Raw genomic sequence first — 17,175 nt, 5'->3', positions numbered from 1 at the left:
ATTTATTTTTTGGTTCGTTGGTTTAAATATTTCTGTATCAGTTTATGTCCTTTTGGCGTAGCTATTCCATTAAGGAACACCTCCAGTAATTGCCTTTCTATGTAGATTATATTGTGCCGGTTGCCAGGAAAAACCTCAGGATCAAACGCAAGCAATATGCTATGAATACGGTACCTGGTCAGGATATCTACATCCAGGTCATCGCGGTAAAGCCCTTCCTTCATACCCCTCTCTATATTGCTTTTGAGCATGTGATACATAAAGCCGTTTTGGTGCTCCTTAAACTTTTTAAAGCACCCAGGGTGATATTTTTCCATTTCAAAAAGAACAGCAGGGTTCATATTGGCAAACATTTCCTGCACCCAGTCAAAGGATAAAAAGACCTCATGAAGTGCATTTTCAGAAAGCTCATGCCCTTCTGTGCAACGGTTCTTGTTGGATTCCATGATGCCGGTAAAAACATCTGTAACCAGTTCATCCTTATCTGCATAGTATTGATAAACTGTCTTTTTTGACATACCTAACTGGGAGGCTATGTCATCCATGGAAACAGAACGAATACCATAGCGATTGAACAATTCATCTGCTTTTTTTAATATGCGATCTTTAGGTTCCATATTTGGCGGGCAAAACTATGGAAACTTTTTATGTAACCAAAGTTTCCATCATTAATTAATTGTGAACGGTAGATTTTAAAGGATGAATTGTAGAATTACCTTTGCCAAATGAACGATGCACCGATAAAAGAGGATGGTTTCAAAGCAGGAAAATTATTTCAGTACTTTTTGCAAGGTCTGCTGGTCATGGCCCCGGTGGCTATCACTGCCTATGCAGTATACTGGATAGTTTCTTCCATTGACAGTCTTATACCGCTCTTTACTGCGAAAGATGAAACAGGAAGGATCTACATTCAAAACTACGGGCTTGGTTTCCTGCTCGTTATCGCTGCCATTTGCCTGATCGGCTACTTGAGCTCTTTTTTTATAAAGAACAGGCTTTTCCATTTGTTTGACAGCATATTGATGAAAACCCCTGGCATCAGGTTTATTTATTCATCTGTAAAAGACTTCTTTGAAGCCTTTGCAGGGGAAAAGAAAAAATTCAATAAGCCTGTGCTGGCCAATATTGATGACCAGGACGTCTGGCGCATTGGTTTTCTTACCCACGAGGATGCATCGGATTTTGGATTGAAAGATTACGTTGCGGTGTATATCCCCATGTCTTACTCTATTGCTGGTAATGTCTATTTGTTGCCACGTAACAGGGTTAAGCCAGTTATTAATATAGGGGCTTCAGAAGCTATGAAATTTGCAATCAGTGGTGGTGTAACCAGTGTGGAAGAGGATAAAGTACCCGGAAAACTGGAGGAATAACATTATTTTCAGTTCACTATTTAACCAATCTATTGCTTGTGAGGTCTTTAAGAACCATTAATGGCAGGAAATGCTTATTAGTATGTTTACTCCTTAGTGTATTTCATTCTAATTGCCATTCCTGGGGGTTTTTCGGGCACAGGAAGATCAATTATTATTCTGTTTTCCTGTTACCTCCCGAATTGATCCGTTTTTATAAACCCCAGGTTGATTTCATTTCAGAACACGCAGTAGATCCTGACAAAAGAAGGTACATAGTTGCGGAAGAAGGCCCCAGGCATTTTATGGATATGGATAAATATGGCCATTATCCTTACGACTCCATTCCTCATAAATGGGAGGATGCAGTAAAAAGATATACAGAGGATTCTCTCAAAAAATATGGAATAGTACCCTGGTGGGTGGATGTGATGCAAAAGCGGTTAACCGCAGCTTACAAAGAAAAGGACTCCCGGAAAATACTAAAGCTCTCTGCTGAATTAGGTCATTACATAGCAGATGCACATGTGCCCTTACACGCTAACAGCAACCATAATGGGCAGTATACCAACCAAAAAGGCATTCATGCTTTTTGGGAAAGCCGTATCCCCGAATTGCTGGCGGATAATGAATGGGATTTTTTTATTGGCAAGGCGGAATACATTCCTGATCCTTCGGCATATATATGGAAAAGGATAGAAGAAAGTGGCGCAGCTGCAGACACTGTGCTGCGCATTGAAAGAGAACTATCAAGGCAGTTCCCGGCCGCACAGAAATTTTCATTTGAAGAAAGAAATGGATTGATCATCAGGCAATATTCAGCTGCGTTTAGTAAAGCTTATGATGAAAAATTAAAAGGTATGATCCTGCGCCGTATGCGGCTTTCTATATATTCTATTGCCAGTTTCTGGTATACTGCTTGGGTAAATGCGGGCCAACCAGCCTTATCTCCTTTAGATGCCAATATTTTTAATGCACAGGAACTTACTGAATTTGAAAAACTTAACCAGGCCTGGAGAAATGGCAAAATACAGGGAAGGGAAGAAGATTAGTTGTGGATCTTTCATTGTCATGACTTATACACTATAATACTTTAGAATACTTAGAAATCAACCCCAGGCGGGCATTTATTGCAGTTTACAGAACAATGCTGGTTTAGAACTTAAATTTGTAGTTCAACGATACAGCATGAATGCCAATAACGAAATTTTGACCCAACTAACGGGCAATGAAAATAAAACAGCTATGGTCCACAATTTTGGAGCCGGGCCTTCTATCCTACCGAAAGAAGTATTTGAAGAAGCAAGCCGGGGAATCATTAACTTCAATAATTCAGGATTATCTATCCTGGAGATTGGTCACAGGACAAAAACGTTCCAGGCTGTTATAGATGAAGCGATACATACTTTAAAGGATTTGATGCACCTGGATGCTGAACACGAAGTGCTGTTTATGCATGGAGGTGCCTCCACACAATTCTTCCAGGTTCCAATGAACCTGTTGGATGAAAAAGCTTCTGCCGCCTATACAGATACAGGTATTTGGGGAACAAAAGCTATTAAAGAGGCAAAGCTGTTTGGCAATGTTGATGTTGTCTGCAGTTCTAAAGACGCCAATTACAGCTATTTACCTAAAGATTTTAAGGCAGATCCTTCCGCTGCTTATTTGCACCTCACCACCAATAATACTGTATACGGTACTCAGTGGCAAGACCTTTCCCTTTTCTATGATCAGAATGTACCACTTGTGGCGGATATGAGCAGTGATATTCTAAGTCGTGAAATAGATTTCAACAAGTTTGACCTAATCTATGCAGGTGCTCAAAAAAATATAGGCGCTGCGGGTGTAAATGTTGTCATAGTAAATAAGCGCTGCCTGGGGAAAGTAAGCCGAAAGCTACCTACCATGCTTGATTACCGCAATCATATTGAAGCAGGTTCATTGCTAAATACGCCACCAGTTTTTGCCATCTATGTCTGTATGCTCACACTCAGGTGGTTAAAAAATATGGGAGGTGTAAGTGTGGCAGAAAAAAGAAATAACGAAAAGTCTGATTTGTTTTATCAAACACTGGACTCTATTCCGGCTATCAGGGGCACAGTGGCCAAAGAAGACCGCAGTAAAATGAATGCAGTATTTGTGGCTGAAAATGCTGAAGTGGAAAAAGAATTCCTGGCACTTTGCGAAAAAGAAGGCATGATAGGCATCAAAGGCCACCGCACAACGGGAGGGTTCAGGGTATCAATGTACAACGCACTTCCTTATGAAAGCGTAAAAGCTTTGACCGATTTAATGCTTTACTTTGCCAATCACAAATATTAGATATGGCAGAAATAAGACCCTTCAAGGCTTTACGTCCACACAACGAATATGCGGCACAGGTAGCTTCCCGCCCCTATGATGTATTAAATTCTGACGAAGCAAGAAAGGAAGCAGGCACCAATCTCTTATCCTTCCTGCACGTAACAAAAGCAGAAATTGACCTTGATCCTGCAGTTGATGTGCATAGTGACGAGGTGTATCAAAAAGCAAAAGAAAACCTGCAGCACCTGGTGGATCGTAAGGTTTTATTTTTTGAAGAATATCCTTGTTACTATATCTATGAACTGGCCTGGAAGGGACGTACGCAAACCGGGCTGGTTTGCCTTTCTTCAGTAGCGGACTATTTTAACGACATCATAAAAAAACATGAATTCACAAGACCTGAAAAAGAGCAGGACCGTATCAGCCACATGGCTGCCATCAGGGCTCAAACAGGAAATGTATTTATGGCCTGCAAGGATATCAAAGATTTAAATGATGTTTTCGAACAGTGCAAAAAAGATAACAATGCAGCTTATTACTTTACGGCCGAAGATGGGGTAACCCATTCTGTGTGGGTGGTAAACTCAATTCCTACCATTGATATACTCACCAATATTTTCAAAGAAAAAGTTCCTTTTACTTATATAGCCGATGGTCATCACCGTGCTGCTTCGGCAGCCAGGGTAAGCCAGCAGTTTCCTGACAACGAAGAAGCCCAATATTTCCTTACTACTATATTCCCTGCCAATCAATTAGCCATATTGGATTATAACCGGGTGGTAAAAGATCTGAATGGCTTGAGTGAAGAAGCATTTATGCAGAAATTAAACGAGGAGTTTGAAGTAGAAAAAAAGGATTCTGCTGTTTCCCCTTCACAGCTTCACCAGTTTGGAATGCTTCTAAATAATCAATGGTACCTGCTAACAGCAAAAGAAGGCAGTTACAAAACCGATCCTATCGGTGTTTTGGATGTAACGATACTTCAAGACAATATTCTTGATAAGATACTGGGAATCAGCGATCCCCGTACAGACACCCGGGTTGATTTTGTTGGAGGAATCAGGGGTCTTTCAGAATTGGAAAAAAGAGTGAGCTCGGGCGAAATGAAAGTGGCATTCAGTTTGCACCCTGTGAGCATTCAACAATTGTTTGATATTGCTGACAGTGGAAATGTGATGCCTCCAAAAAGCACCTGGTTTGAACCAAAGCTTCGGGATGGCTTGTTAACCCATTGTTTTTAATAGCAAACTATTGCTCATCAAGGCTCAGAAGAATTTGTTATTTTCTAAAGGGATGTTAGGATACAGCCCTTTTTAATTTTTAATTTGGATCATGAAAAAAATATTTCTCTTATTATTTTCTTTTAGTTGTATCACAGTAACATTTGCCCAGCAGGAAACAAGTGCGCTGGAAACTGCCCGCACCTACATGCGTGCAGCAGACTGGGATAATGCCATACTGGTATTGAACAGGGCTTTGCAGCAGGATCCTAAGAACATTGACCTGCAAAAAGACCTGGTCATGGCTTATTACTATAAAAGAGATTATACCAGGGCACTGGAAAAGATACAGCCCATGCTGGACGATAACAATGCAGATGAAGTAGTGTACCAGTTAGGGGGCAATGTTTACAAAGCTTTGGAGGAGGTAAAGGAAGCAGATAAAATGTATAAGAAAGCCCTGAAGAAATTTCCAAAGAGCGGTCCTTTATACAGCGAATATGGTGAGTTGCTGTGGGAGAAAAAAGATTATGATGCTATAAAGATCTGGGAGAAAGGAATAGAAGCTGCTCCCAGTTTTCCAGGCAATTACTACAATGCAGCCTTATTTTATTATTATACCAAGGATAAGGTGTGGACACTTCTTTATGGTGAGATATTCGTAAATATGGAATACCTCACAGACAGGGCCACAGAAATGAAGAAACTGCTTTTAACAACCTACAAGGAGAAACTCTATAATGACCTGGAAACTAAAACCAAGGGCAAGAGTTCTGAGTTTGCCAATGCTGTACTTCAAACGTTTAACAAACAGGGGTCGCTGGTAAACAAAGGAATCAATACGGAAACCTTAAACATGGTAAGAACCCGTTTCATCCTTGATTGGTTTAAAACCTATGCTGCCAAATACCCATATCGTCTATTTGATTACCAGCAGCAATTGATCAAGGCTGGCTTATTTGAAGCCTATAATCAATGGTTATTTGGTGCAGTTGAAAACCTTTCAGCCTTTGATCAATGGACCAAGACCAATGCAGAAACCTATACGAAATTTACCGAGTTTCAAAAAGGCCGGGTATTTAAAATGCCTGCAGGACAACATTATAATGAATTATAAAGCATAACTGTACTTCTTTAAAAAAAGGTGTTCCCTAACAAGGAACACCTTTTTTATTTTATACCCAATCAAATTCTGAATACTACCGCATCTTTCATCACTATATAAAAATGACTAACCCAATATCCATTTTACTTAATATGTTTTACTGCTAATACCAGCGAAAGAAAGAATTTGGGGCATAGCTACTACCTACCTACGCCCTATCTACTCCCTACCTACGGTATAGATACTCCGTGCGGGCACGGAGTATCTATACCTTTACTATAGCGTAGATAGGGCGTAGCCATAGAGCAGACAGGTATGAGACCGAGTCAAAGGCTTAGTTACACTTACCTTTCCCAGACATTTTATTTCCCAATACCCAGGAATATCAATAGCTATTACAAAACAGTCTTTTTTTATTGTCATTGATTTTCTTATCTATGCTTAATTAGTTAATTTGTTCTGTTGAAAACCCTGTTTTATTGATGAATCATCCACACCGGTTATTCGATTGCTTGGAAACCCAGCTTGCTAATGGAGGAAATAAAGCCTGTTTTGCTGCCAAGGAAGGAGGTCAATGGCGCAAATACCCCACTGCTGAAGTAAAAGATATTGTGGACCAGCTAAGTACCGGATTGTTGGCAGAAGGCTATAGTGCAGGCGATATGTCTATTGAAGGCAGGGATAAAATAGCCGTTCTTGGTAAGAACCGGCCTGAATGGATGTTCCTTGATCTTGCAGTGCAACAAATGGGAGCTGTGTTGGTTCCTCTTTACCCAACCATACATATTAACGACCTGGAGTTCGTATTAAATGATTCGCAGGTAAAGGCTGTTTTTGTCAATGATGAGGACCTTTTTCATAAGGTTCAAAATGTTAGAGGTAAGATCAAAAGCATAAAGGAAATCTACAGTTTTGAACAGGTAGCTGGTACCCGTCACTGGAAAGAATTGTTGACCCTGGGTAAACAACAGCATTACCTGCAATTAAGCACCATATCGGAAAAGATCAATATAGAAGACCTTTTTACAATTATATATACTTCCGGAACCACGGGTACCCCCAAAGGCGTTATGTTATCTCACCGGAATCTACTTTCAAATGTGATGGCTTCTATGCCCTGTTTCCCTCCCGGAGATAATATGCGGGCATTAAGCTTTCTTCCGCTGAACCACATATTTGAAAGAATGGTTACCTACCTGTATTTATTTAATAATACTTCTATTTATTATGCCGAGAGCCTGGAAACCATTGGAGATAACCTGAAAGAGGTTCAACCGACTATGTTTACCACTGTACCAAGGTTGCTGGAAAAAGTGTATGACCGCATAATGTCCAAGGGTGCGGAACTAACAGGCACTAAAAGAAAGCTCTTTTACTGGGCACACAGTTTAGCTGAAAAATTCGAGATCAATAAGCCACGGGGTTTATGGTATGATATACAATTGGCACTTGCTAATAAACTCATATTCAGCAAATGGAGAGAAGGCCTGGGAGGGAATATCAAATGCATAGTTACCGGAGGGGCCGCCTGCCAGGTAAGGCTGATACGGATATTCACAGCTGGCAAGATCATCATCATGGAGGGATATGGATTAACTGAGACCTCGCCTGTGATAGCAGTGAACCGATACAATGAAGAGGACAGGATGTTTGGCACCGTGGGACCATTAATCAATAACGTGGAAGTGAAAATTGCTGAAGATGGGGAAATACTTTGCAAAGGTCCAAATATTATGATGGGGTATTATAAGCGCCCTGACCTAACAGATGAAGCCATTAAAGATGGCTGGTATGCCACAGGCGATATAGGTGCTATAATTGATAATAAGTTTCTGAAGATAACAGACCGTAAAAAAGAATTATTCAAGACAAGTGGTGGCAAATATGTTGCGCCATTGCCTATAGAAAATAAATTAAAGGAATCGCCCTTTATTGAGCAGGTGATGCTTGTAGGATCCGAAAAGAAATTTGTAGGGGCATTGATCGTACCAGCCTTTAGTAACCTCAGAGATTGGTGCGACAGGGAACAGGTAAAGGGACTTACCAATGAAGAATTGATCAGGCATCCAAAGGTGATACAGTTATATAAAGACCTCATAGATAGCTTCAATAAATTTTTTAACCATGTGGAGCAGGTGAAGAAATTTGAATTATTGCCTAATGAGTGGACCATTGAATCAGGAGAAATGACGCCAAAGCTTTCTTTGAAAAGGAAAGTGGTTATGGAAAAATATTATGAAGCTGTAGACAGGATATATAGATAGGTTCACCAATTTATACCTGTCATCATTATTAAACGAAAGTTCCTCTATTTTACATTTCGGGGGGCTGTTCTATCTTTAAGCTTTTCAGGTAACAATTAATTATTGATCAATCATGCTGCATCAAGAGCAAAAATGGGATTGGGAAATACAATCCCGGCCAAAATTCAAGTGGGGTGTCCGGGACATATTGTCCTACAGGCATTTGCTTGGCAGCCTGGTGAGAAGAGAATTTTTGCTCAACTATCAACAAACCATTTTAGGGCCTGTATGGATCTTATTTCAACCCTTACTAACATTAGTGACCTATGTACTGGTGTTTGGCAAGCTAATAGGAATTCCCACAGGTGAAAACCTGCCACCTGTATTGTTCTATTTTTCCGGTATTGTACTCTGGAACTTTTTCAATGATAGTTTTGTAGGCACTTCCAATACATTCAGGGATAATATTCAAATTTTCAGCAAGGTCTATTTTCCCCGCATCATCATGCCTCTATCTGTGCTTTTCACTCATTTTTTCCGGTTATTGGTGCAATTGATACTATTGGTATTGATGATCGGGTACTATATAATTTTTAAGGATTTTCATGTTCCTCTAAGCCCTAACCTGTTGTTAGTTCCACTGGCAATTATTTTAACTGGAGTGATCAGTTTTACGTTGGGATTATTTTTCTCAGTGCTTACTGCAAAATATAGGGACATTTCAAATCTTGTGTATGTGGGTATAAGGCTATTGATGTTTGTTACACCTGTTATTTATCCTCTGTCTGCTGTGCAGGAAAAGTTGCGCTGGGTTGTCAACATTAACCCTTTGACACCATTATTTGAATTATTCAGGTTGGGGTTATTAGGCCAGGGTACAGTAGCGCCGCTGCAATTATTATATTGTATATTGTTCATTGTGCTTACCCTATTCGGATCGTTGTATCTATTTACCAAACAAGGAAGTAAACTTATTGATGTAGTTTAATTATTATGGCCGAAGTAGTATTAGAAGTTGAGCATTTAGCCAAGGTATATAAGCTGGGGGCCATAGGAACAGGATCGCTGCGCCAGGACCTGCAATACTGGTGGAATAAGAATATCTTAAAAAAGGAAGACCCGTTTTTCCAGCAGAAGGATGAAGAAGCTGAAATGAACAATGAACTGATATGGGCGCTCAGAGATATCAACTTTAAAGTGAACCAGGGAGAAGCCTTAGGCATCATTGGCAGCAATGGGTCAGGAAAGTCGACTCTCTTAAAGATCATTTCACGTATTGTACAACCAAGTAAAGGGTTAGTGAGGGGAAAGGGAAAGGTAAATTCTATACTGGAGGTAGGCACCGGTTTTCATAGTGAACTATCCGGTAGGGAAAACATCTATAACAGCGGCTATATATTAGGGATGAACAAAGAAGAGATCCGCAGCAAGTTTGATGAGATCGTAGCTTTCTCAGGCATTGAGAAATTTATTGATACCCCTGTTAAAAGATATTCATCAGGCATGTATGTGCGGTTAGCCTTTGCCGTGGCAGCGCACTTAGAACCAGACATATTGATAGTAGACGAGGTACTGGCCGTTGGTGATGCAGACTTTCAGAAAAAATGCATGGGCAAAATGCAGGAAGTGTCTCATACAAAAGGCAGGACCATACTCTTTGTAAGCCACAATATGCAGGCGGTAACAAATCTTTGCACAACAGCGCTGTGGCTCAATGCTGGCAGAATGAAAATGATGGGTAATGCAAGGGATGTGGTAGCGTCCTATATAGGGAATTCAAAGCAGTTCAGGACCGGTCAAAGTTGGGATGAACCTGAAACAGCCCCGGGCAATCACTTCATTCGTATGAAGAGTATAGAAGTGAAACCGATAGGCAGTGTAAAGAATGATATGATTACTGTGGAAACACCCATTCAGTTGGATGTTGAGTTCTGGTGTTTACAGGAAGGATTTGATATGAACATCAATGTTCGGTTGCTAACCAATGCCGGAGAATGCATTTTTGATCTTGGTTCGCCATCAGTAAAAGCAGAAAAGGCTGTACTTGGACTGAGAAGCATAATACCCGGGAACCTGCTGAATAATAATAATTATATTATTGGACTTACTGTAGTTAAGAACCATTCTACTCACTTGTATGCTTTCACCAATTGTATAAGTTTTGATGTAGAAGACATGAGGGAAGGCATGAGCTATTTTGGTTTATGGCCCGGTATTATCCGTCCACAAATAGATACCTCATTTTTCAAAAAAGTGAACTTAGATTAATACTATTTTTTCTGTAATTACCTTTCAATGCCAACTGCTGTACTAGACCTTGAACTTACAAACCTACCGCCGGTAATTACTGTAAAGGATCATTATACCCATGCTTTTATATTAATGCGCTATAAAGGGAAGCCTGTTGGAAAGATCACGCTCCCTGTAACTAATGGATGCCTGAAAACAGAGGAGTATGCAGAGCAAATGCTAACAAGTGCAGAAGCAATTGTAAAAAAGGTCTTTCTGCATGATTACCTGCAATGGAGTAAGACAGACCTTGTGGACTTTGTGCCTCCTAAGGCTACTGTGGCCATTTGTACAAGGAACAGAACTGAAGATCTGAAAAGATGCCTTGAATCTTTGATGCAATTGCCTGATGACGGACAAGAGATCCTTGTTATTGATAACGCGCCATCTAATGATGATACAAAAATATTAGTGGGCTCCTACCCCACTGTAAGGTATGTACTTGAGCCAAGAGCAGGCCTGGATATTGCCCGCAACAGGGCCATTATGGAAGCTAGGAATGAAATCTTGGCTTTTACAGATGATGATGCCGTGCCAGATGCAATGTGGTTAAGAGCACTTATTAAAAATTTCAATACACCACTTGTAATGTGTGTGACAGGAATGACAATGCCCCTGGAACTGGAAACTGAAGCACAGGAAATCTTTGAGCGGTATTCTCCATTTGGCAAGGGATTCAAAAGAAAAAAGTATACACATAACTCTCATAACCCGTTACAAACAGGGCAAATTGGGGCTGGTGCCAATATGGCCTTTCGCAAATCGGTATTGCAAGCTGTAGGTTATTTTGATGAGGCCTTGGATGCAGGAACCCCTACAGAGTCAGGTGGTGACCATGAATATTTTGCAAGGATCCTTATAAAGGGCTACCAAATCATTTACGAGCCGGAAGCACTGAGCTGGCATCGCCACAGGCGTACTATGAAAGAAACCCGGAAGGCTATCCGTGGATATGGTATTGGAGTGTATGCCTTCTGGACAAGGTTGCTGGTTAAAGAAAAAGAATGGGGCATATTGAAAATGCCCTATGCATGGTTCATACACATGCAGTTGCCCAATCTTTGGAGATCTATGTTAAAACGGCCTGGCAGTCACCCACTTCACATTTTATTGGCAGAGATTGAAGGTTGTGTATTAGGCCCATGGAAATATTTCAAATCTGACAAAGAAAAAAATAAGGTGTAAGAAATGACAAATGAATCCATACATGTAAGTGTCATTATACCTACTCATAACCGGTCAGGATCTATATTAAGATTGCTTAATAAGCTGGGTGAACAAACTTTTCCATTATCACAAATGGAAGTGATAGTAGTTGCCAACAGTTGCAGCGACAATACCTTTGAAATTCTGAAACAATACAAGGCACCGTATCATTTTCAATATGCCGAAACCAATGGGGCTGGTCCTGCGGTTCCAAGGAATAAGGGTGCAGCACTGGCCTCTGGCAATATCTTTATTTTTCTGGATGATGATGTAGACCCTTCCACTTCTCTTGTTGAAGCACATATATCTGCTCATAGTAATCCTATGTCGGTAGTAATGGGTTACTTACCATTGACCATGCCTGATAATCCGGATTTCTTCCGTTTGAATTTAAGAGCCTGGTGGGAAAAGAAATTTTATCAAATGCGGGTCAGGGGTTACAGGTTCAGTTATGAAGACCTGTTGAGTGGTAATTTTTCAATATCCTCCACTTTATTCAGGCAAGCCCAGGGTTTCATTACCACGTTTACCTGCAGAGACGATTATGAACTGGGGATGAGGTTATTGCAATTGGGTGCTGAATTTAAATTTTCTAAAGATGCCTGGGGCTATCATTGTGATGAGGTAACTAATTTAATTCGTTCTTTAAGAAGAAAACGAGAGGAAGGACGTACTGATGTAAAATTATGGCGGTTACATCCGGGCATTCAAAATGAATTGCAAAAGGAGTATACAGCAAAAGGATATGATTTTCTTCAATCAAAAACAGCGTTTTTCCTTATAAAGTGGCCAATGATTACAGATAGAATAAGCAAATTTCTTGAAAATGAGCTGCTAATACTGGAAAGGATAAAAATGCGGTATCGTTGGGAAAAGTTGAGTTATAAACTGCATACCTATTGGTATTACCGGGGACTTTTGGATGAATTGGGAACAAAAGAAAACTTAAGGTCTTACCTGAATCATTATCCCGGAAAAGTTAAAAGCGACACATTGGAAATAGACCTGCAAATGGGACTATGCGCTGCAGAAAGAATTCTTGATGATAAAAGGACTGAAAGTATACGGGTTAAATTAAATAGCCAGGTTATAGGGGAGATACCATTTAAAGGAGGAGCTGAACCTATAAAAGGTGCACACCTTCGAAGAATGCTTGCTAAGGAATTATCCAAGCCACTGATCAAAGCTTTGTCATTAGAAAAATTAAAAGAGCAGAACTAGTGATACAAGTGTTTTATTTTAAACGCTGTAGCTGTTCCACTGTATCCACAGCGAACCATTTTGAAGGAAGCGTATAACTACAGTACAACTCATTCTTAGCTATAAGGCTACTCCATAAGTCATAAAAATTTTCAACGGGGGGAACCAGCCTATTTATTTTACAGGGGTTTAGAACCTGTATACCCGAACAATAGGTATCTGATTTTTCATGTCTTGATAATTTCTTTACCACATTGTTCTCGTGAAAAATATAATCCCCTTCAAGGCCTTCAACTGGCTTCACCGGAACCACCATACATGCAGGGCTGTTAAAAGAAAAGTATTCCTGTGATAATGTTTCAAAATCCAGGTCAGTGACATTATCGCAGGTCAACACAAATATGGGCTCATCAAGATGCTTTAAAAGGGTATTAAAGATCCACCAGGCATTATCATGGCCTTCTGTATTTAAAATGCCGGTTACATTATGTTCGATCACATGTTTGGCCAGCATAGCACCCTTATAACCAACAGTGATATAAATATTGGGAATATGCTGCCTGATCTTATCGATGCCTATAGCGATGAGTGTACTACCATTATAAGGTACCATTGCCTTGGGAACAATATCCGTTAAAGGCATCAGGCGCATCCCCCTTCCGGCAGCCATAATTATGGCATAATTAATCATTGGGCTCATACTTCTTCCATTGGCGGATTATTGATAATAGCCAGTATTTCTGATTCGGATAATTTATCTGTATTGGCTGAAGACAATCCAAAAGCTACCGGCCTGGAAACTTTGTCGTTGAAAGAGATCAGGTAGTGAGGAATGCCATCATAAATTACTTCCTCTGTGTATGGTAATTCCAGGTCGCCTATCAAAAATTCATCATCCCTTTCGCCAGGGCGCCCTTCAATTTTTTCATACCTCCCACCCTTCTCCCTGGTCCAGACCTTTAGTATTTCTTCTATCTGTGCTGCTTTCATTTTTCTTGATAGCACTTTTCCCTGGACTTCTTCCATATGATCTAAAGCCGTTATAACAAGGTTTACCGCTTCATCTACAGTAAAGAAAAAACGCCGCATTTCAGGACCTGTGGTACCGATTACTCCTGTTTCTTCAAGCATTTTTTTCCAGATGGGGAAAACAGAACCTGTGGACCATGCTACATTTCCATAACGAACGCAAGTAAATTTTGTTTCAGACTTTCCATTTAAAGAACAATACACTCGCTCCATTAATGCCTTACTTAATCCGTAAGTATTGCGCACCGGCGGTGCGGCCTTGTCGGTGGATATTCCAATTACCTTTTTAACCCCGGTTTCCATGGCAACCCTGGCCACATTCTGTGAACCTATAACATTAACATCCACGCATTCCATTGGAAATTTTTCTGCCAGGTCAACAAATTTAGTTGCAGCCGCATGGATCACCACCTGTGGTTTATATTCCCGAAAAGCATCCCTAACTGATTCAATGTTTGAAACATCCATTGGGGCCATTTCACAACCAGTAAACTTCTTAGCTGCCAGGTTTTGTTTATTATTTCTACCGGTGAGTATAACTCTATACTTGTCCTTCAGTTTTAAAGCAAGGCGCTTACCCAAAAATCCTGTTCCTCCCGTTATTAATATCGTTTCTTTCATTAGTTGTTTGAAGATTATATTTTTCTACCTGTAAATAAAGTTTGAAAAATTGAATTTTACCAGTTAAAATAGTTTTATTTATCAACTATATTGTTTTCATAATTTTTCCTTTTCTACAGTTATTGATATAATGGCAACCAAACTATTGGAAATTGAATTGTCGGAGGGCTGGACTGATCTTACTGTAAATGATCAATTTGAATCGTACCGGATATTGATACGTTCTTATAGGGAACTTATAGGATGGGTTCATTTGAAATCGAAAGGAAAAGAAAAAATTACCGCATCAGATATAGAATCCGCCATTAATCTACAGCTTTCATCAAGTATCATACATACAGCTTTATTGAGAACCCCTCATGGTGTAAATATAAACCAGAGGCCTCAGCAAGGTATTAGCATTGTTATTTGCACCAGGAATAGAACTGCACAGTTGATCAATTGCCTTGCCTCCGTTATGGCATTAGATTATGTGAACTATGAGATATTAATCATTGACAACGCTCCATCAAATGATGAAACGCTTCAATTATGCAAAAACTACCCGGTAAAATATTTCAGAGAGTTACGCCCAGGACTTGACTGGGCCAGGAATCGTGGCATACTGGAAGCTTCGAATGAAATTATTGCTTTTACTGATGATGACGTGAAGGTTGACAAATTCTGGCTTCAATCTATAAACAATATTTTTTCAAATAAGGATGTGATGGGTGTCAGTGGATATGTTGCGCCTGCAGAAATGGAAACAAAAGCACAGGAATTATTTGAATCAGGATATGGAGGAATGGGACATGGATTCAGGCGACGTTTTATACATAAAGAAAGAATAACTAAACAAGAACTTTTTTGGGCAAGTAGCTTTGGTATTGGTGCTAATATGGCCTTCAGAAAAGAAGTTTTTTCAAAATGTGGTTTATTTCATACAGGTCTTGATGTAGGAACGCCTAGCCATGGTGGAGGAGATGTTGAAATGTTTCACAGGATCGTCTCAAAGGGATCGTTATTTATTTATGATCCCAGCATGCTGGTATGGCACTTTCATCGTAGGACAGAAGAACAATTAAAAAAACAAGTGTATGATAATGGCAGGAGTTTCGGATGTTATTTAATTCATTGCCTTAGAACTTCATCCATACCACCAATTAACATTATTTATTTCTTTCTAAAAGAATGGTTTTACAAATGGAATGTAAAGAACCTTCTCTCACCTGAAAAAATTCCAAGAAGTTATACATACCAGGAACTAAAAGGTATGCTGTCAAGCCCACTTGCTTATTACAGAACTATGAAGCGGAATAAAAAAGTAAATGCACTGCCTAATTAGAACCAATCCTTCATTAAAATGCATATCCCAGGGTGAACGTCAACGGTATTTTGACACCTGCATTTTCTGTAAATATATTTCCATTGGAATAATGGTTAATGTTCACCTCAGCGTTGATATGCCGGCTCTTTCCTGTAAACAATCCTATACCCATAAAATCCTGGAAGGTAAAGTGTCTTCCTGTTTTGCTTCCATCAATTGTTAGTTTTGAAATATAACTAGGACCTGCTACTGAATAAAAAACATATAGGTCGGCAGGTTTGGTTCGCAATACATTGAATTGAAATATCGGCGAGAGCGCCAGTGTATAAAATTCATCTTTATTTAACTTGCTTCTAAACCAGGATGCACTCGTTCCAACATTTAATGCAAATACTTTTCCTGTATGATAGATATTCCTTTGATATCGAAGTGTGACACCTTTTTCAATTTCTATTCCTCCACCCCAGAAGATAGGAATAGTTTTAGAAGTAAAATTATTGATATTATATCCCAATGTATTGGTAGTAATTCCTACCTGAATCATATTATGCGGGAATGTATAACCTTCCTGCTGCGCCTGGCGGACGCGCTCTTCAGAAAGTGGACGCATATTATAGCGGAAGCCGGCAGAATAATATATAGTGTGAGGTTGATTTTCATTAATGCTGCCCGGCAGGTAAGATGTACCCAATAAAAAATCCCAGCGGCGATTAGCGTGTAATTCCAAACCACCTCCAAGAAAGACAGTGCCATAACTGGCATTTTTGACAACCGGCTTATCATTGATCATAAAACCTTTCCGGGTTACAATTCCCAAGCCTGCTTCTCCATACACTGCAAGCTTTTTTCCCAATGGCAATTGACCTTTTGCACTTAGTGTTCCAAAATGCATCCATACGTGGTGATCCTGTTTATCGCCATTGATGCTTTTATAGGCGACATATTTCACAGGTCTCATATAACTTACCTGGGCAGATAAGTATTTATTGAATTGATGCCCCAGGAGCACAACCCTTACTGCAGTGTGAGGCACTTCAATAGATTCAACCTGGTTACCCTGTTCTAACTGAGCAGATGAAAACGGATAATCAATATATCCTATGTTGACATTAAAATAGGAATTAGACAAGAAGGAAGGATATTGGGTTCTCTTATCCTGGGCTTTTACCAATAATGTGCAATTTATTGCCAGGATGAAACAAAGTATTGGACTATACAATTTTTGACTCATGTAAGATTTATCATTTTTACAGACATCAATTATACACTTTTTATACCTAGGATAAAGATTCTAGTTATA

At 39.7% G+C, this 17,175-nt stretch carries 15 protein-coding genes; 11 read left to right on the top strand and 4 right to left on the bottom strand.

What is annotated here, in order from left to right:
* Nucleotides 1-2: 2 nt before the first annotated feature.
* On the bottom strand, nt 3-617 hold the full coding sequence (locus BUA53_RS04335) for a TetR/AcrR family transcriptional regulator (RefSeq protein ID WP_072834032.1): 615 nt from the start codon (nt 615-617) through the stop codon (nt 3-5).
* A 108-nt stretch (nt 618-725) separates the two neighbouring features.
* Between BUA53_RS04335 and BUA53_RS04330 the strand changes: the two genes are divergently transcribed.
* The 10 genes from BUA53_RS04330 to BUA53_RS04285 all read left to right on the top strand — a co-directional run bounded on the left by BUA53_RS04330 (nt 726) and on the right by BUA53_RS04285 (nt 12,940).
* Nucleotides 726-1,373: a DUF502 domain-containing protein gene (locus BUA53_RS04330; RefSeq protein WP_072834031.1), complete on the top strand. Its 648-nt coding sequence runs from the start codon at nt 726-728 to the stop codon at nt 1,371-1,373.
* A gap of 38 nt (nt 1,374-1,411) precedes the next feature.
* The gene (locus BUA53_RS04325) at nt 1,412-2,404 is read left to right on the top strand and encodes a zinc dependent phospholipase C family protein (protein WP_245793009.1); all 993 of its coding nucleotides are present in this window, start codon (nt 1,412-1,414) and stop codon (nt 2,402-2,404) included.
* Between the two features lie 136 nt (nt 2,405-2,540).
* Nucleotides 2,541-3,674 carry a 3-phosphoserine/phosphohydroxythreonine transaminase gene (gene serC / locus BUA53_RS04320; protein WP_245793008.1) on the top strand — a complete coding sequence of 378 codons (1,134 nt, stop codon included), beginning with the start codon at nt 2,541-2,543 and terminating at the stop codon, nt 3,672-3,674.
* A 2-nt stretch (nt 3,675-3,676) separates the two neighbouring features.
* The gene (locus BUA53_RS04315; RefSeq protein ID WP_072834030.1) at nt 3,677-4,897 is read left to right on the top strand and encodes a DUF1015 domain-containing protein; all 1,221 of its coding nucleotides are present in this window, start codon (nt 3,677-3,679) and stop codon (nt 4,895-4,897) included.
* A gap of 91 nt (nt 4,898-4,988) precedes the next feature.
* A complete protein-coding gene (locus BUA53_RS04310) occupies nt 4,989-5,993 on the top strand; it encodes a tetratricopeptide repeat protein (RefSeq protein WP_072834029.1) in 1,005 nt (334 codons plus the stop codon).
* Nucleotides 5,994-6,493: 500 nt separating this feature from the next.
* Entirely contained in the window at nt 6,494-8,245 is a 1,752-nt protein-coding gene (locus BUA53_RS04305; RefSeq protein WP_245793007.1) for an AMP-dependent synthetase/ligase, read from the top strand.
* A 112-nt stretch (nt 8,246-8,357) separates the two neighbouring features.
* Nucleotides 8,358-9,212: an ABC transporter permease gene (locus BUA53_RS04300; protein ID WP_072834027.1), complete on the top strand. Its 855-nt coding sequence runs from the start codon at nt 8,358-8,360 to the stop codon at nt 9,210-9,212.
* A 5-nt stretch (nt 9,213-9,217) separates the two neighbouring features.
* The gene (locus tag BUA53_RS04295; protein ID WP_072834026.1) at nt 9,218-10,492 is read left to right on the top strand and encodes an ABC transporter ATP-binding protein; all 1,275 of its coding nucleotides are present in this window, start codon (nt 9,218-9,220) and stop codon (nt 10,490-10,492) included.
* Between the two features lie 27 nt (nt 10,493-10,519).
* Nucleotides 10,520-11,698 (top strand): glycosyltransferase family 2 protein, encoded by a 1,179-nt coding sequence (locus BUA53_RS04290; protein WP_072834025.1) that lies wholly within the window; start codon nt 10,520-10,522, stop codon nt 11,696-11,698.
* A gap of 3 nt (nt 11,699-11,701) precedes the next feature.
* Entirely contained in the window at nt 11,702-12,940 is a 1,239-nt protein-coding gene (locus BUA53_RS04285) for a glycosyltransferase family 2 protein (protein ID WP_072834024.1), read from the top strand.
* A gap of 13 nt (nt 12,941-12,953) precedes the next feature.
* Here BUA53_RS04285 and BUA53_RS04280 read toward each other — a convergent pair whose 3' ends face one another.
* A complete protein-coding gene (locus BUA53_RS04280) occupies nt 12,954-13,619 on the bottom strand; it encodes a nucleotidyltransferase family protein (protein WP_245793006.1) in 666 nt (221 codons plus the stop codon).
* The gene (locus BUA53_RS04275) at nt 13,616-14,569 is read right to left on the bottom strand and encodes a polysaccharide biosynthesis protein (RefSeq protein ID WP_072834023.1); all 954 of its coding nucleotides are present in this window, start codon (nt 14,567-14,569) and stop codon (nt 13,616-13,618) included. Before BUA53_RS04275 ends, BUA53_RS04280 begins: the two co-directional genes overlap by 4 nt.
* A 130-nt stretch (nt 14,570-14,699) precedes the next feature.
* Between BUA53_RS04275 and BUA53_RS04270 the strand changes: the two genes are divergently transcribed.
* On the top strand, nt 14,700-15,893 hold the full coding sequence (locus BUA53_RS04270; protein ID WP_072834022.1) for a glycosyltransferase family 2 protein: 1,194 nt from the start codon (nt 14,700-14,702) through the stop codon (nt 15,891-15,893).
* A gap of 13 nt (nt 15,894-15,906) precedes the next feature.
* Here BUA53_RS04270 and BUA53_RS04265 read toward each other — a convergent pair whose 3' ends face one another.
* The gene (locus BUA53_RS04265; RefSeq protein WP_072834021.1) at nt 15,907-17,106 is read right to left on the bottom strand and encodes an acyloxyacyl hydrolase; all 1,200 of its coding nucleotides are present in this window, start codon (nt 17,104-17,106) and stop codon (nt 15,907-15,909) included.
* Nucleotides 17,107-17,175: the final 69 nt, after the last annotated feature.

The sequence above is a fragment of the Flavisolibacter ginsengisoli DSM 18119 genome (assembly GCF_900129295.1).
GTDB classification, from domain to species: domain Bacteria; phylum Bacteroidota; class Bacteroidia; order Chitinophagales; family Chitinophagaceae; genus Flavisolibacter; species Flavisolibacter ginsengisoli.
This window is presented reverse-complemented; position numbering and strand designations above follow the sequence as displayed.

Coding starts and splice junctions, on each gene's coding strand:
- BUA53_RS04335 (WP_072834032.1), bottom strand. CDS start 617: ATGGAACCTAAAGATCGCATATTAAAAAAAGCAGATGAATTGTTCAAT.
- BUA53_RS04330 (WP_072834031.1), top strand. CDS start 726: ATGAACGATGCACCGATAAAAGAGGATGGTTTCAAAGCAGGAAAATTA.
- serC (WP_245793008.1), top strand. CDS start 2,541: ATGAATGCCAATAACGAAATTTTGACCCAACTAACGGGCAATGAAAAT.
- BUA53_RS04315 (WP_072834030.1), top strand. CDS start 3,677: ATGGCAGAAATAAGACCCTTCAAGGCTTTACGTCCACACAACGAATAT.
- BUA53_RS04310 (WP_072834029.1), top strand. CDS start 4,989: ATGAAAAAAATATTTCTCTTATTATTTTCTTTTAGTTGTATCACAGTA.
- BUA53_RS04300 (WP_072834027.1), top strand. CDS start 8,358: ATGCTGCATCAAGAGCAAAAATGGGATTGGGAAATACAATCCCGGCCA.
- BUA53_RS04295 (WP_072834026.1), top strand. CDS start 9,218: ATGGCCGAAGTAGTATTAGAAGTTGAGCATTTAGCCAAGGTATATAAG.
- BUA53_RS04290 (WP_072834025.1), top strand. CDS start 10,520: ATGCCAACTGCTGTACTAGACCTTGAACTTACAAACCTACCGCCGGTA.
- BUA53_RS04285 (WP_072834024.1), top strand. CDS start 11,702: ATGACAAATGAATCCATACATGTAAGTGTCATTATACCTACTCATAAC.
- BUA53_RS04280 (WP_245793006.1), bottom strand. CDS start 13,619: ATGAGCCCAATGATTAATTATGCCATAATTATGGCTGCCGGAAGGGGG.
- BUA53_RS04275 (WP_072834023.1), bottom strand. CDS start 14,569: ATGAAAGAAACGATATTAATAACGGGAGGAACAGGATTTTTGGGTAAG.
- BUA53_RS04270 (WP_072834022.1), top strand. CDS start 14,700: ATGGCAACCAAACTATTGGAAATTGAATTGTCGGAGGGCTGGACTGAT.
- BUA53_RS04265 (WP_072834021.1), bottom strand. CDS start 17,106: ATGAGTCAAAAATTGTATAGTCCAATACTTTGTTTCATCCTGGCAATA.